The sequence below is a fragment of the Brevundimonas sp. genome (assembly GCF_046295775.1).
Taxonomy (GTDB): Bacteria; Pseudomonadota; Alphaproteobacteria; order Caulobacterales; family Caulobacteraceae; genus Brevundimonas.
The window spans coordinates 1-21377 of record NZ_JBKBML010000020.1 but is presented as its reverse complement, the minus strand read 5'-3'; the positions used below and the strand labels follow the sequence as shown (position 1 = coordinate 21377).

At 69.0% G+C, this 21377-nt stretch carries 23 protein-coding genes; 10 read left to right on the top strand and 13 right to left on the bottom strand.

Annotated elements, in window-relative coordinates; translation table 11 throughout:
- Positions 1–64 precede the first annotated feature (64 nt).
- The 3 genes from recJ to ACK4I0_RS11290 all read right to left on the bottom strand — a co-directional run bounded on the left by recJ (position 65) and on the right by ACK4I0_RS11290 (position 3397).
- Positions 65–1879, bottom strand: a complete 1815-nt coding sequence (recJ, locus tag ACK4I0_RS11300) for a single-stranded-DNA-specific exonuclease RecJ (protein WP_409611001.1) — start codon at positions 1877–1879, stop codon at positions 65–67.
- Positions 1879–2853: a class II fructose-bisphosphatase gene (glpX, locus tag ACK4I0_RS11295; RefSeq protein WP_409610999.1), complete on the bottom strand. Its 975-nt coding sequence runs from the start codon at positions 2851–2853 to the stop codon at positions 1879–1881. The genes recJ and glpX overlap by 1 nt, the downstream gene beginning before the upstream one ends.
- 64 nt (positions 2854–2917) lie before the next feature.
- Positions 2918–3397, bottom strand: coding sequence for a hypothetical protein (locus tag ACK4I0_RS11290; RefSeq protein WP_409610997.1), 480 nt, complete (start codon positions 3395–3397; stop codon positions 2918–2920).
- Between the two features lie 69 nt (positions 3398–3466).
- On the opposite strand from ACK4I0_RS11290, the gene phaC reads away from it, so the two are divergent.
- Together phaC and ACK4I0_RS11280 are read left to right on the top strand one after the other, a co-directional pair.
- Complete coding sequence (phaC, locus tag ACK4I0_RS11285; protein ID WP_409610995.1) at positions 3467–5419, top strand: class I poly(R)-hydroxyalkanoic acid synthase; 1953 nt, start codon at positions 3467–3469, stop codon at positions 5417–5419.
- On the top strand, positions 5416–5799 hold the full coding sequence (locus ACK4I0_RS11280) for a hypothetical protein (RefSeq protein WP_409610993.1): 384 nt from the start codon (positions 5416–5418) through the stop codon (positions 5797–5799). The genes phaC and ACK4I0_RS11280 overlap by 4 nt, the downstream gene beginning before the upstream one ends.
- Here the strand turns inward: ACK4I0_RS11280 and msrB are convergent.
- Complete coding sequence (gene msrB / locus ACK4I0_RS11275) at positions 5786–6277, bottom strand: peptide-methionine (R)-S-oxide reductase MsrB (protein WP_409610991.1); 492 nt, start codon at positions 6275–6277, stop codon at positions 5786–5788. The two genes, ACK4I0_RS11280 and msrB, sit on opposite strands and share 14 nt — an antisense overlap.
- A gap of 75 nt (positions 6278–6352) precedes the next feature.
- Between msrB and hemB the strand changes: the two genes are divergently transcribed.
- Positions 6353–7360 carry a porphobilinogen synthase gene (hemB, locus tag ACK4I0_RS11270; protein WP_409610989.1) on the top strand — a complete coding sequence of 336 codons (1008 nt, stop codon included), beginning with the start codon at positions 6353–6355 and terminating at the stop codon, positions 7358–7360.
- A gap of 95 nt (positions 7361–7455) precedes the next feature.
- Positions 7456–7662, top strand: a complete 207-nt coding sequence (locus tag ACK4I0_RS11265) for an alkylphosphonate utilization protein (protein ID WP_409611038.1) — start codon at positions 7456–7458, stop codon at positions 7660–7662.
- A 3-nt stretch (positions 7663–7665) separates the two neighbouring features.
- On the opposite strand, the gene ACK4I0_RS11260 is transcribed toward ACK4I0_RS11265, so the two are convergent.
- Positions 7666–8532, bottom strand: coding sequence for an NAD(P)-dependent oxidoreductase (locus ACK4I0_RS11260; RefSeq protein ID WP_409610987.1), 867 nt, complete (start codon positions 8530–8532; stop codon positions 7666–7668).
- Positions 8529–9038 (bottom strand): flavin reductase family protein, encoded by a 510-nt coding sequence (locus ACK4I0_RS11255; protein ID WP_409610985.1) that lies wholly within the window; start codon positions 9036–9038, stop codon positions 8529–8531. The genes ACK4I0_RS11260 and ACK4I0_RS11255 overlap by 4 nt, the downstream gene beginning before the upstream one ends.
- Positions 9039–9158: 120 nt before the next feature.
- Between ACK4I0_RS11255 and ACK4I0_RS11250 the strand changes: the two genes are divergently transcribed.
- Together ACK4I0_RS11250 and ACK4I0_RS11245 are read left to right on the top strand one after the other, a co-directional pair.
- Complete coding sequence (locus tag ACK4I0_RS11250) at positions 9159–10061, top strand: flagellar motor protein MotB (RefSeq protein WP_409610983.1); 903 nt, start codon at positions 9159–9161, stop codon at positions 10059–10061.
- 105 nt (positions 10062–10166) lie between these two features.
- Positions 10167–10901 (top strand): arginyltransferase, encoded by a 735-nt coding sequence (locus ACK4I0_RS11245; RefSeq protein ID WP_409610981.1) that lies wholly within the window; start codon positions 10167–10169, stop codon positions 10899–10901.
- 15 nt (positions 10902–10916) lie between these two features.
- Here the strand turns inward: ACK4I0_RS11245 and ACK4I0_RS11240 are convergent, their stop codons facing one another.
- The 4 genes from ACK4I0_RS11240 to ACK4I0_RS11225 are packed head-to-tail and all read right to left on the bottom strand — an operon-like array spanning position 10917 to position 14051.
- The gene (locus ACK4I0_RS11240; protein ID WP_409610979.1) at positions 10917–11678 is read right to left on the bottom strand and encodes an ABC transporter ATP-binding protein; all 762 of its coding nucleotides are present in this window, start codon (positions 11676–11678) and stop codon (positions 10917–10919) included.
- Positions 11666–12646 (bottom strand): FecCD family ABC transporter permease, encoded by a 981-nt coding sequence (locus ACK4I0_RS11235; RefSeq protein WP_409610977.1) that lies wholly within the window; start codon positions 12644–12646, stop codon positions 11666–11668. The genes ACK4I0_RS11240 and ACK4I0_RS11235 overlap by 13 nt, the downstream gene beginning before the upstream one ends.
- Entirely contained in the window at positions 12643–13431 is a 789-nt protein-coding gene (locus ACK4I0_RS11230; protein ID WP_409610975.1) for an ABC transporter substrate-binding protein, read from the bottom strand. The genes ACK4I0_RS11235 and ACK4I0_RS11230 overlap by 4 nt, the downstream gene beginning before the upstream one ends.
- Positions 13428–14051 carry a TetR/AcrR family transcriptional regulator gene (locus ACK4I0_RS11225; RefSeq protein ID WP_409610973.1) on the bottom strand — a complete coding sequence of 208 codons (624 nt, stop codon included), beginning with the start codon at positions 14049–14051 and terminating at the stop codon, positions 13428–13430. Before ACK4I0_RS11225 ends, ACK4I0_RS11230 begins: the two co-directional genes overlap by 4 nt.
- A gap of 128 nt (positions 14052–14179) precedes the next feature.
- Between ACK4I0_RS11225 and ACK4I0_RS11220 the strand changes: the two genes are divergently transcribed.
- From ACK4I0_RS11220 to ACK4I0_RS11210, 3 genes are read left to right on the top strand one after another with little or no spacing between them, the layout of a single operon-like run.
- Positions 14180–15592 (top strand): glycosyltransferase family 2 protein, encoded by a 1413-nt coding sequence (locus ACK4I0_RS11220; protein WP_409610971.1) that lies wholly within the window; start codon positions 14180–14182, stop codon positions 15590–15592.
- 18 nt (positions 15593–15610) lie between these two features.
- A complete protein-coding gene (locus ACK4I0_RS11215) occupies positions 15611–16507 on the top strand; it encodes a class I SAM-dependent methyltransferase (protein ID WP_409610969.1) in 897 nt (298 codons plus the stop codon).
- A complete protein-coding gene (locus ACK4I0_RS11210; RefSeq protein WP_409610967.1) occupies positions 16504–17301 on the top strand; it encodes a TrmH family RNA methyltransferase in 798 nt (265 codons plus the stop codon). Before ACK4I0_RS11215 ends, ACK4I0_RS11210 begins: the two co-directional genes overlap by 4 nt.
- A 12-nt stretch (positions 17302–17313) precedes the next feature.
- On the opposite strand, the gene smpB is transcribed toward ACK4I0_RS11210, so the two are convergent.
- Positions 17314–17784, bottom strand: a complete 471-nt coding sequence (smpB, locus tag ACK4I0_RS11205; protein WP_135064819.1) for an SsrA-binding protein SmpB — start codon at positions 17782–17784, stop codon at positions 17314–17316.
- Entirely contained in the window at positions 17784–18671 is an 888-nt protein-coding gene (gene dapA / locus ACK4I0_RS11200) for a 4-hydroxy-tetrahydrodipicolinate synthase (protein WP_409610964.1), read from the bottom strand. Before dapA ends, smpB begins: the two co-directional genes overlap by 1 nt.
- Positions 18672–18784: 113 nt before the next feature.
- On the opposite strand from dapA, the gene ACK4I0_RS11195 reads away from it, so the two are divergent.
- Positions 18785–20836, top strand: coding sequence for a transglycosylase SLT domain-containing protein (locus tag ACK4I0_RS11195; RefSeq protein WP_409610962.1), 2052 nt, complete (start codon positions 18785–18787; stop codon positions 20834–20836).
- Between the two features lie 37 nt (positions 20837–20873).
- Here ACK4I0_RS11195 and ACK4I0_RS11190 read toward each other — a convergent pair.
- On the bottom strand, positions 20874–21377 hold a 504-nt coding region (locus ACK4I0_RS11190; protein ID WP_409610960.1), incomplete at its 5' end, for a carboxyl transferase domain-containing protein.

The window sequence follows — 21377 nt, the reverse complement described above, 5'->3', positions numbered from 1 at the left end:
GATATAGCGGGCGATTCCGGCGGTTGCAAGCGCCTGTTCAGCGAAAAACGCCGCTCTTTGTCGATCAACCCATTCGCGGGTCGGCGGCGTCCTCGATCTCGAACTGGACGCCGCGTCGGCCGTTCCAGTCGTCGGCCTTGAGACGGCCCGCGACGCTCAGCCCGCCCTGCCCCGACAGCAGCGCCTTGCCGCCCGGCAGGTCCGCGCAGCGCCACCAGATCGCCTTGACCGACGCGCCGTCGGGTCCGACCAGACGGCACCGCACATGACCGCCGTTCATCGCCACGGGCTCGCGTGCCTGCACACCTTCCAGGGCGAACAGGGGCTCGGGATTGGCGGGGCCGAAGGGCGCTAGTTGTTCGAACGATTCGAACAGATCGCGCGTCGTGCCGCGCGGATCGATCAGGGCGTCGATCTCGACCCAGTCCTGGGCTACCGCCGCGCCGCGCTCGTCGGCCAGACGGTCGTTCAGGAAATCGCGCAGCGGATCGACGCCGCCGCGCGCGACCGTCAGGCCCGCCGCCATTGCGTGGCCGCCGCCGGCCAACAGCAGGCCCGCCTCCCAGGCTCCCTGAACCGCACCGCCCAGGTTCATGCCGGGCTGCGACCGGCCCGAGCCCTTGCCGACGCCCGTGACCGGATCGACGCCGATCACCACCACCGGCTTTCTGAATCGTTCGCGCAGACGGCCGGCGACGATGCCGACCACGCCGGGGTGCCAGTCGTCGCCTTCGACAACCACCACCGCGCTGTCGTCGGCATGGGCGCCGGAGGCTTCGACACGGCGCAGGGCCTGGTCCGTGACAGCCGCCTCGACCTCGCGGCGGGTGCGGTTCAGCGCGTCCAGCTCCAGCGCGATGGCGCGAGCCTCGTCGGGGTCGTCGGTGGACAGCAGCCGTGCGCCAAGGTCGGCGCGGCCGATCCGCCCGCCGGCGTTGATGCGCGGCCCTAGGATGAAGCCGGCGTGATTGGACTTGGCGACGTCCTGTTCGGCTCCGGCAGCGGCCAGCAGGGCCGCAAGGCCCGGATTGGCCCAGTCCGACATGACCTTCAAACCCATGCCCGTCAGCGCCCGGTTGAAGCCGGTCAGGCCGGTCACGTCGCAGATCGCGCCCATGGCCGCCAGGTCCAGCCAGCGGCGGATGTCGGGCTCGGGCCGGTCTGGGCCGAACAGGCCACGCTTCCGCGCCTCGCGGTTCAGCGCGGCCAGCAGCACGAACACCACCCCCGCCGCCGCCAGATTGCCCTGGCCCGAGTTGCAGCCCGGCCGGTTGGGATTGACCACGGCACGGGCGCGCGGCGGCTGGGCGCGCATCATGTGATGGTCGATCACCACGACCTCCAGCCCGATCTTAGCGGCGTGCTCCAGCGCCTCATTGGCGGCCGCGCCGCAATCCACGGTGACAACCAGCTCCGCGCCCTGGGCCTTCAGGGTGTCGAAGGCGCGCGGGCTGGGGCCGTAGCCCTCGGTCAGGCGGTCCGGCACATAGATCGGCAGCTCCGCGCCGAACGCCCGAAACCAGCGCACCAGAAGCGCCGCGCTGGAGGCGCCATCCACGTCGTAGTCGGCGAAGACGTGGACCTTGGCGCCGCGCTCGGCCGCCTCGACGATCGCCTCGGCCGCGGCGTCCATGTCGGTGAAGCACGACGGGTCGGGAAACAGGGCCTTGAACGTCGGGCGCAGGAATTGCTCGCCCTGATCGGCCCGCACGCCGCGCGACGCCAGCGCGCGCGCCAGCGGTTCGTCCAGACCCAGCGCCTGCATGTGGGCGCGGGTGACGGTGCTTTCCGCCGGTCGCAGACGCCAGGCCCGGCCCGACAGGGACCGTTCGACGCCCAGGAAGGCGGACTCCGCGCGCAGAGGTCCGCCGTCCGCCATCAGGCTGGCCGCGTGGTGTGGATGCGCCGCACGGTGCGGGTGAAGGAATCCATCACCAGAGTATGCGTCGTCACCTGGCCGTTAGCGAAGCGAACGCCATCCAGCATGGCGCCCTTGGTCACGCCCGTGGCGGCGAAGACGGCGTCCTTGGACACCAGATCGTGCAGGTCATACTTGCGGTCGAAGTCGGTGACGCCGGTGCGCGAGGCGCGCGCCCGCTCGTCGTCATTGCGGAACAGCAGCCGGCCCTGGAAGTGGCCGCCGACGCATTTCAGCGCGGCCGCCGCCAGCACGCCCTCGGGCGCGCCGCCCGAACCCAGATAAAGGTCGATGCCGGTCTCCGGCTCGGCGGTGTGGATCACCCCGGCCACGTCGCCGTCGGTGATCAGCATGACCTTGGCCCCGACTTCGCGCAGGGCCGCGATCAACTCGGCGTGCCGCGGACGGTCCATGACGCAGACGGTGATCTCGCGCGGGTCGACGCCCTTGGCCGAGGCCAGCGAGCGGACATTCTCCTGCGGGCTCATGTCCAGATCGACGGTGCCCGGCGCATAGCCCGGCCCGATGGCGATCTTGTCCATATAGGTGTCGGGCGCGTGCAGCATGCCGCCGCCCGGCGACATGGCCAGCACGGTCAGGGCGTTGGCCATGGCCTTGGCCGTCAGCGTCGTGCCTTCCAGCGGGTCCAGGGCGATGTCGATGGCCGGGCCTTTGCCGGTGCCGACCTTCTCGCCGATGTACAGCATGGGCGCCTCGTCGCGCTCGCCCTCGCCGATGACGATCTTGCCGTCGATGTCGAGGCGGTTCAGCGCGGTGCGCATGGCGTCCACCGCCAGCTGGTCGGCGTGCTTTTCGTCGCCGCGCCCGATCTGGGCGTGAGAGGCGATGGCGGCCAGTTCGGTCACCTGCGCCGCGTCAGCGGCCAAAGTCGTAGAGTATGGGGTCGTGGCGTAGGGGGCGGTCGTGTCGGCCATGGAGTCTCCTGGGGTCATGATCCCCGGATTCTCATGTCCGGGCGACGGTGTCGTGAAAGCGCGTTCAACGACGATCGGGATGCCGGTCGATGGGCGGCGGCGCGGCGGCGCGGGCGCGCTGGCGGCGCGCGAACTCATCGATGTCCGACAGGGTGCGGATCGAATCAGGCGACACCGGCACGGCCTCGACGCGGGCGCGCGTTTCGGCCTCGAAGGCGGCTGGGTTTTCGAGGATTTGCGGATTGGCCGCGATCTCGGCGGCCAGGGCCCCTTGAGTGGCGCGCAGCGTATTGACGCGCGTGGCGACCTCGACCGGCGCCGGCAGGCCTGTCGGTGCGGCGGGGAAGTTCTCCCAGCGGGGATATTCACGGTTGGCGTCCACCAGCTGCTGAACACGAGGCGCAAGCGGCGAGGCCGCATCGGTGGCCGGGTCGAAGCCCAAAGCACAACCGCTCAGGCTGAACCCCAGAGCCGCCAGCGCGCCCGTCGCGACCGGCGCCTTCAACTTTCTGATGGAAAACGCGTTCATTTCAGGATCGGTCATATGCCATGATCCCCCTGGGCGAAAGGCGCACCCCGCGCGCCCGCGACCGATTTCGACGGAGGACACCCCATGGCCAAGCGCCCCGCCGACACCGCCGACAAGCCCGCGCGCAAGGCCGGCCGCCCTACCTCGCCCAAGGCGTCGCGCCCGCGCGCCGCGGCAAAGGCGAAAGCTACACGGGAAGCCGAGTCCCAGGCGGCCCCTCCCCCGCCGTCCGAAAAACCCGCCGACGCCTCGACGCAGGCGCCGGAGCCGGGTTTCGATCAGCGCCAGTTGATCGAAACCCTGTCGCTGAACCTGGCCAAGGCGGCCATGACCGCCCAGTCCGCGATCGCCGAGGCGGCGCTCAGCCAGGCCGATCGGCCCGCCGCCCTGTCGCCCGACCCGTTCAATGTCGCGCCTGCGATGACCTCGGTCATGACCAGTCTGGCGGCGCGGCCCGAAAAGCTGTTCCAGGCCCAGGCGGATCTGTTCGGCCGCTATATGGACTTGTGGGCCTCGACCGCGCGTCAGGCGGCGGGCGAGGCGCCGACGCCTGCGCCCGCCGACAAGCGGTTCAAGGATCCGGCCTGGTCCGAGAACCCGATGTTCGACGTCATGCGCCGATCGTATCTGGTGACGTCGGACTGGATGAACGGACTGGTGTCCTCGGTCGAAGACGTCGATCCCAGGGTCAAGCGCCGGGCCGAGTTCTTCACCAAGCTGCTGACCGACGCTTTTTCCCCGGCCAACTTCCTGGCCTCCAACCCCGCGGCGCTGAAGGCCCTGGCCGAAACCAGCGGCGAGAGCCTGGTCCAGGGGATGCAGAACTTCGCCGCCGATCTGGAGCGCGGACAAGGCAAGCTCAAGATCAGCCAGGCCGACTACGGCCGCTTCACCGTCGGCGAGAACGTGGCCACGGCGCCGGGCCAGGTCGTCTGGCGCGACGAGTTGTTCGAGCTGATCCAGTACGACGCCGCGACCGACAAGCAGCGCGCCATTCCGCTGCTGATCTTCCCGCCGTGGATCAACAAATTCTACATCATGGACCTGCAGCCGGCGAACTCGCTGATCCGCTGGCTGTCGGCCCAGGGCTTCACCGTCTTCGTCTGTTCGTGGGTCAATCCGGACAAGGACAAGGCCGAGTTCGGCTTCCCGGAATATCTGGAGAAGGGCATCTACCGCTGCGTCGACAAGGCGCTGGAGCAGTCGGGCGCCAAGCAGTTGAACGCGGTCGGCTACTGCATAGGCGGCACCCTGCTCGGCGCGGCCCTGGCCCATATGGCGGCGCGGAAGGACAAGCGCATTGGTGCGGCCACCTTCTTCGCCGCCCAGCACGACTTCGCCGAGGCCGGCGATCTGCTGCTGTTCACCGACGAGCACTGGCTGGAGCAGGTCGAGCAGCAGATGGACGCCGCCGGCGGCGTGCTGCCTGGCGCGGCCATGGCCGAGACCTTCAACGCGCTCAGGGCCAACGACCTGATCTGGTCGTTCTTCGTCAGCAACTATCTGATGGGCAAGGCGCCGCCTGCGTTCGATCTGCTGTTCTGGAACGCCGATCAGACGCGCATGCCCAAGGCGCTGCACATGGACTATCTGCGCTCCATGTACGGCAAGAACGCCCTGACCCAAGGCCTGTTCGAAATCGGCGGCGAGCCGATCGACCTGACCAAGGTGACGATCCCGCTCTACTTCCAGGCCAGCCGCGAGGACCATATCGCGCCGATGAATTCGGTCTATCGCTCGGCCCGCGCCTTCACCAATGCGGCCGTCACCCTGACCCTGGCGGGATCGGGCCATATCGCCGGGGTCATCAATCCGCCCTCGGCTAACAAGTATCAGCACTGGATCAACGACGCCCTGCCAGAAACGCTTGAGGAGTGGCGCGCCGGCGCGGCCGAGCAACCCGGCAGCTGGTGGGGCCACTGGGGCGAATGGCTGCATTCGCGCTCGGGCGACTGGATCGCGGCGCGCGATCCATCCAAGGGTCCGATGAAGCCGATCGAGCCCGCGCCGGGCAGCTATGTGAAAGTGAAGTCTTGAACCGCGTCGAACCGAACCTGCTGCTGGCGCTGGCCACCGCCTTCCCTTTCGCCCTGGTGCTGATGACGGCCTCGATCTACGGGCCGGAAGGGCTGTGGCTGCGCTATGTGATCATGTCGGCCGTGGTTATCCTGGCCTTTCTGCCGATGAACGCCTTGCTGTCCAAGCGCCTGGGCCTCAGCCGGCCGCCGATGATCCTGCCGGATGCGCCGTCCACCTTGGTGTGGGCCGGGCTGTTTCCGCTGATGAACATGATCATGGCGCTAATCCCGCTGTTCTGGCCCGGGCGCGACCTGGGCCTGCTGGTCATCATCGCCGCCATCTGGTTCGCCCTGACGATCGAGTCCGCGATCAAGGCGCACAAGCTCAAGCCGCGGTGAAAGTCAGCGCCACGCCGTTGTTGCAATAGCGTTTTCCGGTCGGCCGCGGGCCGTCGTCGAAAACGTGGCCCTGGTGCCCCAGGCACCGCGCGCAGTGATATTCGGTGCGCGGAAAAACCATGGCGTAGTCGGTCTTGAACCCGACATTGGCGCGCTCGACCTGCCAGAAGCTGGGCCAGCCGGTGCCGCTGTCGTACTTCCATTCGGAGCGAAACAAGCTTAGCCCGCAACCGCGGCAGGAGAAGGTCCCGGCGCGCCCTTCGCGGTCCAGGGGACTGGTCCCGGCCCGTTCGGTCTTCTCGCGGCGGAGCACGTCATAGCTGGCGCGCGGCAGCCGGGCGCGCCACTGATCGTCGGTCAGCCGCCGCCACGATGATCCGGCGAAGCGCCCGTCGGACGCATCGGCCTTTTGCGGCGAGCAACCCGCCATCAGCGCGGCGCCGCCAAGCAATAGGTTTCTACGCAGGATCGGGTTCATGCCGACAGATACGGCGGAGGGCGGACCGCGGTTGCATCGCTTCACCTGGGCCCGCGCGCGGTCTAGACAGCGGCCATGACCAGCCAGCCCTTCGCCCCCGCGCCCTTCCCGCTCGCCCGCCCGCGCCGCCTGCGGTCCAGCCCGTGGGTGCGCCGCCTGACCGCCGAGACCCTGCTGACCCCGGCCGATCTGGTCTGGCCGCTGATCGTGCATGACGGCGCCGACGACCGGCAGGCCGTCGCCTCCATGCCGGGCGTCTTCCGCCTGTCGCCCAAGGAAGCCGCCAAGGCGGCGGTCGAGGCGCGCGACCTGGGCATTCCGATGGTCGCCCTGTTCCCCAACGTCGACGGCGCGATCAAGGACGCGGTCGGGACCGGCGCGACCGACCCCGACGGCCTGATCCCCGACTGCATCAAGGCGATCAAGGACGCCGCGCCCGAGGTCGGCGTCATGACCGATGTGGCGCTGGACTGCTACACCGACCATGGTCACGACGGCGTCGTGGAGGACGGCCGGGTGGTCAACGACGCCTCGCTGGATCGGCTGGCCGAACAGGCCTTCATCCACGCCCATGCCGGCGCGGACGTGGTGGCCCCGTCCGACATGATGGACGGCCGCGTTCAGGCCATCCGCGAGGCGCTGGAGGCCAACGGCTTCCAGGACACGCTGATTCTGTCCTACGCCGCCAAATACGCCTCGGCCTTTTACGGCCCGTATCGCGACGCGGTGGGCTCGGCCAAGATGCTGGTGGGCGACAAGAAGACCTATCAGATGGACTACGCCAACTCCGACGAGGCTCTGCGCGAGGTCGCCATGGACATCGCCGAGGGGGCGGACGCGGTGATGGTCAAACCGGGCCTGCCCTATCTCGACATCGTACGGCGCGTGTCAGAGACCTTCCGCGTGCCCACCTTCGCCTATCAGGTGTCGGGCGAGTTCGCGATGATGAAGGCTTCCATCGCCCAGGGCTGGCTGGACGAGGATCGCGCCGTGCTGGAGACGCTGTCGGCGTTCAAGCGCGCGGGCTGCGCCGGCGTGCTGACCTATTTCGCGCCCCAGGCGGCGCGGCTCCTGGGACGCTGAGCATGAGCGATCAGGACTACGTCTATGACGAAGCCTCGGGCGAGTGGCTCAGCCCCGCCGAAGCCGCCGACAAGGCTGCGGCCTCGAGCGTCAAGGTGGTCGATGCGGTCGGCAACGCCCTGTCCGACGGCGACGCCGTGACCCTGATCAAGGACCTGACGGTCAAGGGCGCGGGCCAGACGCTGAAGCGCGGCACGGTCATCAAGTCGATCCGCCTGACCGGCGACGATCAGGAAATCGACTGCCGCCACCCCTCCATCAAGGGATTGGTCCTGCGCGCCGAGTTCGTGCGCAAGGTTTAGCGACTAAGCGCCCGACGGGCCCTTCAGCCTCGCCTTCAGGCTGGAGGTGTCCCAACGGCCGCCCCCCATCGCCTGAATTTCGGAATAGAACTGATCCACCAGGGCCGTCAGCGCCAGGTGCGAGCCGTTGGCCCGCGATTCGTCCAGCACCAGGCCCAGGTCCTTGCGCATCCAGTCGACGGCGAAGCCGAAGTCGAACCCGCCCCGGGCCATGGTCGCCCAGCGGTTATCCATCTGCCAACTCTGCGCCGCGCCCTTGGACACAGCGTCATAGACGGCGGTGGGATCAAGCCCGGCCTGCTCGGCGAAGTGCACCGCTTCGGCCAGGCCCTGGACCACGCCGGCGATGCAGATCTGATTGACCATCTTGGTCAGCTGCCCGGCGCCCGAAGGCCCCATATGCTTAATCGCCTTGGAATAGGTTTCCAGCGCCGGCCGCGCGCGCTCCAGCGCCTCGGCGTCCCCGCCGGCCATGACGCTGAGCTGGCCGTTCTCGGCGCCGGCCTGCCCCCCGGAAACGGGGGCGTCGATGAAACGCCGACCGCCCGCGCCGGCCCGCTCTGCCATCTCACGCGCCACCTTGGCCGATGTCGTGGTGTGATCCACAATCACCGCCCCGCTCGCCAGCGCCGGCAGGGCCCTCTCCACCACGGCGCGGACGTCGTCGTCGTTGCCCACGCAGAGAATGAACAATTCGGCGCCGTCCGCAGCGTCCGCCACCGTTTCGGCGAACCGCCCGCCCGTGGTCTCGGCCCAGGCGCGGGCTTTTTCGGGTGAGCGATTGAACCCGGCGACGTCGTGGTTCGCCTTCACCAGATGCCGCGCCATCGGCGCGCCCATGACGCCCAGGCCCGCGAAACCGATCTTCATGTCTCAGACCTCTTGGGATCGTCCGCGCGACCATAGGCGCCGCGGAAATAGGTCAGGGCGTCCCCGCTGTCGGCGGCTTCGTAAGCCGTCACGCGGCCCACCACGATCAGGTGGTCGCCCATCGGAATGCGCTCGTGCGTCAGACAGTCCAGACGCGTCAGCGCGTTCTTCAAGCGCGGCGGGGTTGGATCGCCGACCTCGAACTCGTCATCCGACAGGCGGCAGACACCCCAGGCGAACCGGTCCGACATGTCTCGGTCCTCGACCGGCAGCACATGAACGGCGAACCGCTCGGCGCCGGCGAAGGCGTCATGGCGGTCCGACGCTACGTCCAGGCACCACAGCACAAGAGGCGGCTCGAGCGAAACCGAGGTGAAGGAGTTGACGGTGATGCCGAACGGCCCCTCGGCCGTATGGGCCGTGACCACGCAGACGCCCGTGGCGAAGCCGCCCAGCGCCCGGCGATAGGCGCGCACGTCGAAGGGGGCGGTCTGATCGTCGCTCACCCGCCGGACCTAGGGCGTCGCGGTCCGCACGGCAAGCCGTCCGCCGTCCTGATTTGAAACCGATCCTTAAGGCGGGCGTGGGATCAGGGTTTACGGATATCCCTTACGCCAGGTTCGCCCATGTCGGTCTCTGACCGCCCCATCATGATCAAGAAGGTCAAGAAGGTGGCCGGGCACGGCCACCACGGCGGCGCGTGGAAGGTGGCCTATGCGGACTTCGTGACCGCCATGATGGCCTTCTTCCTGCTGATGTGGCTGATCAACACGACCGATCCGGAACAGAAGCGCGGCATCGCCGAGTATTTCGCGCCTGCCAGCGTCAGCCAGACCACGTCCGGCTCGGGCGGCATTCTGGGCGGCACGGCGCTGGGCGACGCGGGCGCCAAGGGCGCGGGGTCCATGTCGGTGTTCAGTCAGCTTGCGCCCGAGGCGCCGCCGGACGCACCGTCCGAGGCCGGTCAGAGCTCCAACCTCGCCGCAGCCTCCGAACAGGACCTGCGCGACGAAATCGCGCGCCGCGAGGCCGCCGACTTCGCCTCCGCTGCTGAATCCCTGCGTCAGGCCATGCAGTCCATGCCCGAACTGGCCGAGCTGTCGAAACAGCTGATCATCGACCAGACGCCCGAGGGCCTGCGCATCCAGCTGGTCGATCAGGAAGGCCGCTCGATGTTCGACATGAACTCGGCCCGGCCCAATGCGCGCGCACAGCTGCTGCTGCGGGCGGTATCGCGCGTCGTCAACCAGTTGCCGAACCGCATTTCGGTCACCGGTCACACCTCCGCCGTCGCCGGCTCCAGCCGCGCCTCCGCTCCGGGCGACTGGCCGCTGTCGGCCCAGCGCGCGGATGCGTCCCGCCAGATTCTTCAAGGCGCGGGCGTGGATCCGGACCGGGTCTATCAGGTCTCAGGCAAGGCGGGCTCAGACCCGCTGTATCCCGACGATCCCAGCCTGGCCGGCAATCGCCGCATCGCCATCGTGCTGCTTCGCGAGGCGCCGGTCCTGCCGCGCGACACCAGCCTGTGACCATGAGCGCCGCCCTCTTGCGGCGCGGCGCGAGACGGCGCCTAAATGCGGCATGCCTAAAGGTCGGCCACACTGTCGGCGAAATCGGATGCGGAAGCTGACGCCGTGACCCAGCACGTCCCCAGTCGTCAGCTGCGCTTCTTCATGACGGCGGCCGCCCCCTGCCCGTATCTGCCCGGTCAGTTCGAGCGAAAGGTCTTCGCCAACCTGCCCTTCCACGACGGGCCGCACGTCAACGACCAGCTGACCAACGCCGGCTTCCGCCGCAGCCAGAACATCGCCTATCGTCCCGCGTGCGAAAGCTGCGACGCCTGTGTCTCGGTGCGTCTGCCCGTGACCGACTTCGCCTTTTCCCGCTCGCAGCGCCGGGTGCTCGCGCGCAACGCCGACCTGTCGCGCGATCTGGTCGAGGCCGAGGCGACAGTCGAACAGTACGAGCTGCTGCGCCGCTATCTGCACGCCCGCCACCCCGAGGGCGGGATGAGCGAGATGGGCTGGCTGGACTATGTGGCCATGGTCGAGGATACGGCCGTGCGCACCCATCTGATCGAATATCGCCTTCCTTCGCCCGACGGCGGCCCCGGCGATCTGGCGGGCGTGTGCCTGACCGATCTGCTCGGCGACGGCTTGTCGATGGTCTACAGCTTCTTCGACCCGAGCTTGGAGGCGCGCAGCCCCGGCCGCTTCGCCATCCTGGACCATGTGCGTCAGGCAGCCACCGTCGGCCTGCCCTATGTCTACCTGGGCTATTGGGTCCAGGGCTCGATGAAGATGGACTACAAGGCCGCCTTCAGGCCGCTTGAGGCCCTGCGACCCTTGGGCTGGCAGCGGCTGGACTGAATCCGATCAGGGCGCTTACGCGCGAGCGGCCGTCAGCAGGGGTGCCCCTTCGCTGGTGATCCAGCGTCCCGCCAATCCAAAAACCGAGCGCAGGATAGGCGGCGCCAAGGCCTGAAGTGGCGGGCCGTCGGCGACGATCCGGCCTTGGTCGATCACCGCCACGCGATTCGCCAGGCCGACCGCGAGGGTGAGGTCGTGCAGGGTCATCAAGACGGCGCGACCGGCCCTGGCCTGTTCTCGAAGAACTTCGCCAACCAATAACTGCGCTTCGGGATCAAGCCCGGCCAAGGGTTCGTCGGCGATCAGGGCTGGGGCGTCGGCGACCAGGGCGCGCGCCAGCAGCACCCGCGCGCGCTCACCGCCCGACATCTCGGCCACGCCGCGGTCGGCCAAGGCGCCGATCTCAAGCCGGTCGAGCCAGAATCGGGCGCGCTCCAGCGCCTCGCGTCCCGCAAGCAAAGGCGCCCCCAGCGCAGCCAGTTCGACCGCCGGCAGATTCCAGGCGATGCGCCTTTCCTGCGGCAGATAGGCCAGGCGGTCCGCGCGCGCGCGATGACCAAGCCGGCGCAGATCATCGCCGTTCAGTCGCGTCTCGCCCGCCGTCAGGGACAGAAGCCCGGCCAGGGCGCGCAAGGCGCTGGATTTGCCCGCGCCGTTCGGGCCGACCAAGGCGACCAGTTCGCCCGGCGCGACCGCCAGATCGACGGCCTCCAAAACCGGCCGGCCGTCCAGCCGAGCCGATGCCTGGTGCAGCGACAGGGCGCTCACAGCCGCCATTCCCGCGCCGCCCGCCAGGCGATGAGGGCGAACAGGGGGGCGCCGATCAGGGCGGTGAACACCCCCAGCTTCAGCTCCTGATCCGTCGGAATGACTCGCGCCAGCAGATCGGCTGCCACCAGAATGACGGCGCCCGCCAAAGCCGAAGGCAGCAGCAAACGGCCGGGGTCGCCCCGAACAGCCGTTCGAACCAGGTGCGGCGCGGCCAAGCCTACAAAGCCGATCACCCCGGATACGGCGACGGCCGCCCCGGCCGCGACAGCGGCGGCAAGCAGGGCCAGAACGCGCATTCGCCCCATCGACAGACCCGAGGTCGCCGCCGCCTCTTCCCCAAGCGTCAGCAGGCGCAGCCCCGGCGCGGCGCGCGCGGCCAGCACGCCGGCCATGACCACGGCGGGCGCCACCCAGGCCACGTCGATCCAGCTGCGGTTCTCCACCGAGCCGAGCAGCCAGTTCATCACCTCGGCCGTGGCGATAGGAGACGGAGACAGGTTGAAGATCAGGGCCGTGGCCGCTCCAGCGAAAGCAGACAAGGCGACACCGAACAGGATCAAGGCCTCGGGCGCGCGCACCTTCAGCGCAACGACCGTCAACAGCGCGCCGGCCCCGGCGGCGCCGATCAGGGCGGAGCCCTCGACCGCGCCCGGAACGGCGGCGGCGCCAGCGACGATGGCGAGGGCCGCCGCCAGCGCCCCCGTAGCCGAAACCCCCAGCACGCCAGGATCGGCCAAGGGGTTTCGCAGCAAGCCCTGAAGCACGGCTCCGGCCAGCCCCAGCGCCCCGCCGACCAGGGCCGCGCAGAGGGCGCGCGGGGCCCGCACCTGCCAAAGCACCAGGCCCGGTCCTGAAGAGCCGTCGGCAAAGGCCTGGGCGTACTGACCGCCGGTCAGAGGCGCTTCGCCGAAGCCTATGGCCAGCGCCAGGCCAGACAACAGCGCAAGCCCGAGAAGAAGCGCGAGCCGCTTCACCGCGCCGTCTCCGTCATCATCGCGGCGGCGTCCGCCGCGAACCAGGCCGGACAGGTCAGGGCGGCGGCGGGAATGCGTGCGGCCACCCGCCCTTGTGCGGCGGCTCGCAACACCGGATGGCGGCCCGGCCCACGCCAGTCGGCCCGAATCTGATCGTAGAACCCGAGAATGAAGGCGGCGGGCGGCGCCAGGACCAGACGCTCCACGCTGACGGGCGTGAAGCCCGGCGCGGCGGCCAGGTTGGTCAGGCGCGCAGCGCGCATCATGGCGTCGATCAACGTCCCCTTCCCCGCCGTGAAGCCGCCGGGCGTCAGGTAAAGCGCCGTGCGAGGCGCGGCCTGTCCGGCCTGCGCCAGTCGGCGGTCCATGCGGGAAATCAGGGCTTCGGCGCGCTCCAATGCGTCCAGCGCGCGGCCAATAACGCGCAGATTGGCGCGCACGCCTTCGAAATCGTTTGCGTCCTGGATCGACGCGGTCCGCGCCCCACCCCGCTCGACCGCGGCCAGCAGGCGTGCATCTCCGCCCCAGTAACGCACCACCACGTCGGGCCGCGCCAGCGTCGCGGCTTCCAGCGTCGGCCGCAGTTGTCGGCGCCCCCTGGCCGCCTCGCGCATCCAGGAGTCTGGGTCATCCGCTCGAGGAGACAGGATCACGTCGGCGTCGGGTCGCAGGGCCAGGACATACTGATCGGCGCACTGATCCAGGGCCATGATCCGCAGCGGCCTGGCCTGGGCCGGCTCGGATGCCCCCAGCACCGCCAGCAGGGCAGCGACAGCCGCTTTCACGGCTTCAGCAGGCCGTCGAACAGGGCGTCGAGCAAGGTCCGGGTCAGGGCGTCGGCCTCTACCCAGTCAAAATAGGGCTTGGTGATCATCAGCGAGACCACGCCGTGCGTGCCGGCCCACAAGGCCTGCGCGGTGGGCCTCGTCTGACCCTTCAGCCGGCCGGCGGCGCCGGCCTCGGCCACGACGGCCTCGAACGATCGATACAGTTCGCCGCCGATCTCCTCGGCCGCTATGCGGGCGGCGTCGGCCTCCTGAGGGCGGGTCAGATAGATCAGTCGATAGGCGTTGGGTTGCTCGAAGCCAAAGCGGACGTAATCCTCGAGCATCAGCCGCAGTCTGGCCTCCGGCGCCATGGGCTGGGCGACCTGAACCCGATTGCGTTCAATAAGCGTCTCGAAGGCTTGGCGGCAGATTTCGTGCAGGATTTCGCCCTTGTCGGCGAAATGCATGTAGAGGGCGGTCGAGGATAGCCCGACCGCCTCGGCGATCTTGCGGATGGTCGCGCCTTCGTAGCCGTGCTCGACGAATATACGCTCGGCCGCCTCGAGGATTTCGGCGCGCCGCGCATGGCCTTCGCCCTTGGGCTTGCGGGTCGAGCGGGCGGAAGCGACAGGCGACAAACTGCATCCTCCGACGGCGGGCGGCGACCCGATGTCGCATCCATAGCCGGGCCGTGCGCGGCGCGGCAACCGCTTGCCCTGTCTCGTCCGCCGCATTAGCGATAACGTTGGGATGGGAAACGGATGCAATGCACGGTCGAGTTGAGCTGCCGACGGCCGTCCTGAACCGTCCTGCGCCGCACGAGGGCGCCGTGCTGCGCGGATTGACGGGCGGGCAGGTCTGGGCCGGTGTGGCCTGCATCACCGCCTTGCTGCTGGCCTTCTGGCTCGCCCCCTTCGCCCTTGGACGAGGAATCCTTTATCTGCTTTGGGCAGGATTCGCGGCCGCCTCGGCCTGGCGCATCGTCCTGTGCCTGGCCAGCCTGCGACGTCCGCCCGCACCGCCCCCGCCGAACCGCTGGCCGCGCTACACCATACTGGCGGCCCTGCATGACGAGGCGGAAGTCGCGCCTCTGCTGATCGAAGCCCTGTCCGAGATCGACTATCCGAATGACCGCCTGGAGGGCTTTCTGGTCCTCGAGGCGCATGACAAGGCGACGCTGGAGGCGGTGTCCGCCCTGGCTCGGCCGGCATGGCTACAGGTTCACATCGTTCCGCCGGGCGGTCCGTGCACCAAGCCCCGCGCCCTGAATCACGCCCTGTCGCGCGCGACCGGGGAGTTGGTGACGATCTACGACGCCGAGGATGACCCGGACCCGCTGCAACTGCGCGAAGCCGCCTCGCGCTTCATGACCGAACCAGATCTTGTCGCGGTCCAGGCGCCCTTGAGAATTCGCCGTCGAGGCAAGAGCCCGTCCACCTTCGTGGATCGACAGTTCGCCGCCGAGTACGCCGGTCTGTTCGAAGTCGCCTTGCCCGGGATGGCCGCTCTGAATCTGCCGTTTCCCCTGGGCGGCACCAGCAACCACCTGCGCGCGGACGCCCTGAAGGCGGTCGGCGGCTGGGATCCTTACAACGTCACCGAAGACGCCGACCTGGGTTTTCGCCTGTGGCGGCGCGGTGGTCGACTGGGCGTGATCTCGCGCCCTACCTATGAGACGCCGCCCGACGGGCTGCACGCCTGGCTGCCGCAACGCACACGGTGGTTGAAAGGCTTTCTGCAGACGCTAGGCGTTCATACGCGGCGGCTGGAAGGTCTGGGCGTGCGCGGCGCCTTCAGCCTGGTCGTTACCCTGGGCATGACGGTGACATCCGCCCTTCTGCACGGACCCGCCCTGGCTTGGCTAGGCGCGGCGTTGCTCGTGCCGATGATGGCGGGGATTTCGCCGCTTGTGCCGCTGGAGGCCATGGCGGTGCTTGCGATCGGCTCTGGGGCGGCCTGGCTGACCTGCAAACTGGGCGCCGTTCGTGCAGGCGCGCCTTATGGACTGACCGACATGCTGCAGGCGCCGCTGTATTGGGCATTGACCAGCCTGGCCTTTGCTCACGCCCTTGTTCGCCTCGCCACCGAGCCTCACGCCTGGGACAAGACCCCGCACTCGGCCGATGTGGCCTCAAGCGCGGCGCCCGCGCTCTCTGACGCTGGACGACAGGCGGCCTGAGCGCCTATCGAGGCGGCCATGTCCAACCGTCTCGCCGCCCAGCCCCAGGTCCTGATGACTCGCGCCTGGCCCGACTACGCCTTGCTGGACAGCGGCCATGGCCGGAAGCTGGAGCGATACGGTCCCCATACGGTCGTGCGGCCCGAGCCTCAGTGCGTCTGGGCGCCGCGCGATCCTGCCGCCTTCGACGCCGCCCACGCCGTTTTCGATCCCCAGGACGAAGACGACGGCGGGCGCTGGCGCTTCTCTGGCCGGTCGGTCGAGACCTTCCCGCTGGCCTGGCGGGACGTGCGTTTCACCGGCCGGTTCACGCCCTTTCGCCACCTCGCCTTCTTTCCCGAGCAGGCCGCCAACTGGGAGTGGCTGGATCAGCGCATCCGGGGGCTGAAACGCCCGCGCGTGCTGAACCTGTTCGGCTACACCGGCGTCGCCAGCTTGGCCTGCGCGGCGGCCGGCGCCGAGGTCACGCACGTCGACGCGTCGAAAAAATCGGTGAACTACGCGCGCGAGAACGCTGAACAGTCTGGGCTGTCGGACCACCCCATCCGCTGGATCGTCGAGGACGCGCGCAAATATGTGGCGCGCGAGGTGCGGCGCGGATCGAAGTACGACGGCATCATCCTGGACCCGCCCAAGTATGGACGCGGCCCCACGGGCGAAGTCTGGCGCCTGTTTGAGGACCTCCCTGGCCTGCTGACCGACTGCGCGGCCCTGCTGTCGGACGACGCGGATTTCCTGCTGCTGAACGCCTACGCCGCGCGCATATCCGGGCTGTCGCTGGCGCACCTGATGGACGAGGCGACCGCAGGGCGTGGGGGCCGGATCGAATGGGGCGAGCTGGCCTTAAGCGAGGACGGCGCGGACGCGCGCGCCATCGGCCTCAGCTTCTTCTCGCGCTGGGAAGCCGTGCGATGAACGAGCGGCTGATCACCTCCTTGACCAACGACACGGTCAAGGCCGTGCGCGCCCTGCATATGCGCAAAGGCCGCGAGGCCACCGGCCAGTTCCTGGCCGAGGGGCTGAAGTTCATCGGCGAGGCCCTGGATCAGGGTCGCGCCCCTCGCCTGCTGCTGGTCGGCCAGGATGCTCGGCCGCACCCGCTGCTGGACCGCGCCCGCCAGGAGACGCTCAAGGCCGGCGGCGAGATCGTGATCGTGACCTATCCGATCCTGGAAAAGATCAGCCGCCGGGAAAATCCGCAGACTGTGCTGGGCGTGTTCGACCAGGCCTTCACGCCTCTGGACGCCATCAAGCCCGACAGCGCACCGGCCTGGATCGCCCTGGAGCAGGTGCGCGACCCAGGTAACCTGGGGACCATCGTGCGCACGGCCGACGCGGCGGGCTGCGGCGGGGTGATCCTGATCGGCGACTGCGTCGATCCGTTTTCGGTCGAGGCGGTGCGGGCTACCATGGGATCGGTCTTCGCCGTCGCCATATGCCGAACCTCGGTCGAAGAGTTCCTGTCGTGGCGCGCCGGCTGGCCTGGCTCGGTCGTGGGCACGCGGCTGGACGCCACAGTCGGCTACCGCGAGGCCGAAATCACCCACCCTGCGCTGATCCTGATGGGCAATGAGCAGGCAGGCCTGACCGATCGCCTGGCCGCCGCCTGCGACGTCAACGTCAAGATCCCCATGCGCGGGCGCGCCGACAGCCTGAACCTGGCCATCGCCACCGGCGTCATGGCCTACGCCGTGACGGACGGCGTCTGAGGCGCTGACGGATCAGCCCTTCTCGCGCATCAGCCGCGCCTTGTCGCGCTGCCAGTCGCGGGCGGCCTCGGTTTCGCGCTTGTCGTGGTTCTTCTTGCCCTTGGCGAGCGCGATCTCGAGCTTTGCCTTGCCGGACTCGTTCAGATACAGCCGCACCGGAATGATGGTCCGGCCCTCGCGCTGGACCGCGCCGATCAGCTTGTCGATCTGCTTGCGGTGCAGCAGCAGCTTGCGATGCCGCCGGGGCTCGTGATTGAAGCGATTGGCCTGTTTGTAGGGCGGGATGTCGGCGTTCACGAGCACGATCTCGCGCCCCTCCACCGCAGCATAGCTCTCGGCGATGTTGGCCCGACCGTCGCGCAGCGCCTTGATCTCGGTGCCCAGCAGCTGGATGCCGGCCTCGAGGTTGTCTTCCAGGAAGTAGTCGAAGCGCGCGCGCCGGTTCTCGGCGATCGTCTTGGACTTGGGCTTCTCCGCAGCCATCAGTCCACCACGCCGGCGTCGGCCATGGCGCGCTCGATGTCGGGACGCACCGCCTCGCGCGTCGGCGCCAACGGCAGCCGCACCTCTTCGCCGCACAGACCCAGCCGCGACAGGGCGAACTTGGTCGGCGACGGGCTGTTGTCCAGGAACAGACCCTTGTGCAGGCCGATCAGCCGATCCTGCCAGGTGCGGGCCAGGGCCAGGTCGCCCGACTGAACCGCGTCATACAGCGCCACCATGCCCTCCGGCACGACATTGGACGACACCGAGATCACCCCATGGCCGCCCTGCGCCAGATAGCCCAGCCAGCTGGGGTCGTCGCCCGAGATCAGGGCGAAGTCCGAGGCGACGTGATTGCGCATCCAACTGACCCGGCCCAGATCGCCGGTCGCGTCCTTGATGCCGACGACATTCGGGTGGTCGGCCAGCGCGGCCACGGTCTCATTGGCCAGGTCGACACCCGTTCGGCCCGGCACGTTGTAGAGCAGCATGGGAATCTGAACGGCGTCGGCCACGGCGCGGAAGTGCGCCTCCAGCCCCGCCTGCGAGGGCCGATTGTAATAGGGCGTCACGACCAGCGTGCCGTCCGCCCCCACCGTCTTGGCGAAGCGCGCCAGGTCGATGGCCTTGTCGGTCGCCGAGGCGCCGGCGCCGGCGATGACCCGAACCCGACCGGCGGCGACCGCCACGCAGCGCTCCACGACGCGCTTGTGCTCGTCCAGTGTCAGGCTGGCGCTCTCGCCGGTGGTGCCCATCGGCACGACGCCGTGCACACCGGCGGCGATCTGGCGCTCCAGCAGGCGGTCGAACGCCGCCTCGTCCACATTTCCATCACGAAGAGGTGTGATCAGGGCGGTGATCACACCCTTGAACAAGGGTGCCGTCATTTGGGAACTAGATGCCTGCGCGCGAACTGGCGTGGGACGCCGTTTTCAAGACGGGAAAGGGTAGGTCGCCGACCCGCCCGCCGCAACCGGGATGAATGAGGATCAAGCTTATCATGACAGCGACCACCCTGGCCGCCGCCCTGGCGATTCTCTCGTCGACGCCTGCTGACCAGACCGGCTCACTCAACAGCCAGGCCACGCCCTATGCACAGGCCGGTGCGTCTGGATCTGTGATCTCGGCCCAGGACGCGGCCCTGTTCCGCCAGGGCCTGACCCAGGCGCGAGCTCGCGACGTTATCGGCGCACAGGCGACAATGGCCCAGATCGGCGATCCGACGACGCGCAAGCTGGTCGATTGGGCCCTGATCGACACGTCCGCAGCTCAGCTATCCTACGCCGAACTGGCGCAGGCGGCGCAGGCCTATGGCGATTGGCCGCGCGGCGACAGCCGCATGGCCGCCACCGAACGGGCGCTGGACCGCGCAGGCGCCGGACCCGACGCCGCCCTGGCCCTGTTCCGCGACACGGCGCCAACCACGCCCGAAGGCATGATCGCCCTGGCCTCGGCCATGGATCAGCGCGGCCGCCGCGACGAGGCCCGCGCCCTGGTTCGCGACTGGTGGCGCACGCGGTCGTTCGAAGAGGCGCAGCAGACGCGTGTGCTGACGCAGTTCGGCGGCTGGCTGAGCCAGGACGATCACGTCGCGCGGCTGAACATGCTGCTGTTGGGGCCGCATGGACCGGCCACGCGCGCCGTGATCGCCATGGTCCCCAGCGACCGTCAGGCCGTGGCGAACGCCGTGCTGGCGCTTCGCACCGCCTATTCCCCCGACGCCATCGTGGCCGGCCTGACGCCTGCTCAGGCGACGGATCCGGCGGTGGCGCTGGAGCGGGTGCGGCTGCTGCGGTCGGCCGGTCGTCAGTCAGAGGGCTTCGCCCTGCTGGCCGCCCTGCCCTCGGCGCCCAGCCATTCCGAGGGCCAGAACACGCTGTGGAGCGAGCGGCGCAACTATTTCCTGGACGCCCTGCAGGCCCGAAACTGGCGCGCAGCCTATGACGCCTTTGACCGCCACGGCTTCCCCGGCGGCGACCGTATGGTGGACGGCGAGTTCTTCGCCGGCTGGGTGGCCCTGACCAAGCTGAACGACCCGGGAGCGGCGGCACGGCATTTCGAGACTCTGCGCCAGGCCTCCTCGACCCCGATCACCCAGGGGCGCGCCCTCTACTGGCTGGGTCGCGCGGCCGAGGCGCGCAACGACCGGGCGGCGGCGCAAGGCCTCTATCGCGCGGGCGCCGAGCACATTCAGACCTTCTACGGCCAGTTGGCGGCGGAAAAGGCCGGGATGACCACCCTGACCCTGCCCGGCGAACCGGACCCGATGGACAGCGACATCGCCCGCTTCGAGAACAATGAGGTCGTGCGCGCCACCCGCATCCTGGCCCAGTCGGGCGAGCAGGCGCTGGTGCGGGTCTTCGCCTACCACCTGGACGACCGGCTTGAGCGCCCGTCCGACCTGGCCCAGCTGATGGACCTGGTGCGGCTGTCCGGCGATCAGTTCGGCACGATGATGGTGGGCCGGGCCGCCAGTCAGCGCGGCTTCCTGCTGCCCGAGCGCCAGTATCCCCTGCGCCTGCCGCCCCCCGTCCAGGGCGCCGCACCGGTCGAGTTCAGCTTGGCCATCACCCGACAGGAATCCAGCTTCGACCCCATGGCGCGCTCCAGCGCCGACGCGCGCGGCATGATGCAATTCCTGCCGGCCACCGCCCAGGCGGTCGCGCGACGCATGGGCCTGTCCTATTCGGCCGACCGGCTGTGGGACCCGGACTACAACATGACGCTGGGCAGCTATCACCTGGCCGAACTGACCAACAACTTCGGCGGCTCGATGCTGCTGGCGACGGTCGGCTACAACGCCGGGCCGGGCCGGGCGCGTGACTGGCCCATCCGCTGCGGCGACCCGCGAGGCGGCCCCAACGGCGTCGATCCCATCGACTTCATAGAATGCGCGCCCTTCACCGAGACGCGCAACTACATGATGCGAGTGATGGAGAACATGCAGGTCTATCGCGCACGCCTGAATGGCGGCTCGGCCCCGCTGACATTGTCCGACGACCTGGCTCGCGGGAACGCGCCACAGGCCGGCCCGAGCCCGTATCAGCCCTAAGACACGATCCCTTTCCTCGATGAAGGAGGGTGCGTGTCTACATCCTGAAGACGCCGAAGCGCGTCTCGGGGATGGGGGCGTTCAGGCTGGCCGAGATGGCCAGGCCCAGCACGTCGCGGGTCTGGACCGGATCGATGATGCCGTCGTCCCACAGGCGAGCGGTCGCATAATAAGGATTGCCCTCGTCCTCGTAGCGCTGGCGCACCGGCGCCTTGAAGGCCTCGGCCTCTTCCGGCGTCCAAGTCTCGGCGTCGCGGTGAACGGTGGCGAGCACCGAGGCGGCCTGCTCGCCGCCCATCACGCTGATGCGGCTGTTGGGCCAGGTGAACAGGAAGCGCGGCGAATAAGCCCGGCCGCACATGCCATAGTTGCCGGCGCCGAAGCTGCCGCCGATCAGGACGGTGAACTTGGGCACCTCGGCGCTCGCGACGGCGGTGACCAGCTTGGCGCCGTGCTTGGCGATGCCTTCGGCCTCGTACTTGCCGCCGACCATGAAGCCCGAGATGTTCTGCAGGAACAGCAGCGGAATCTTGCGCTTGCA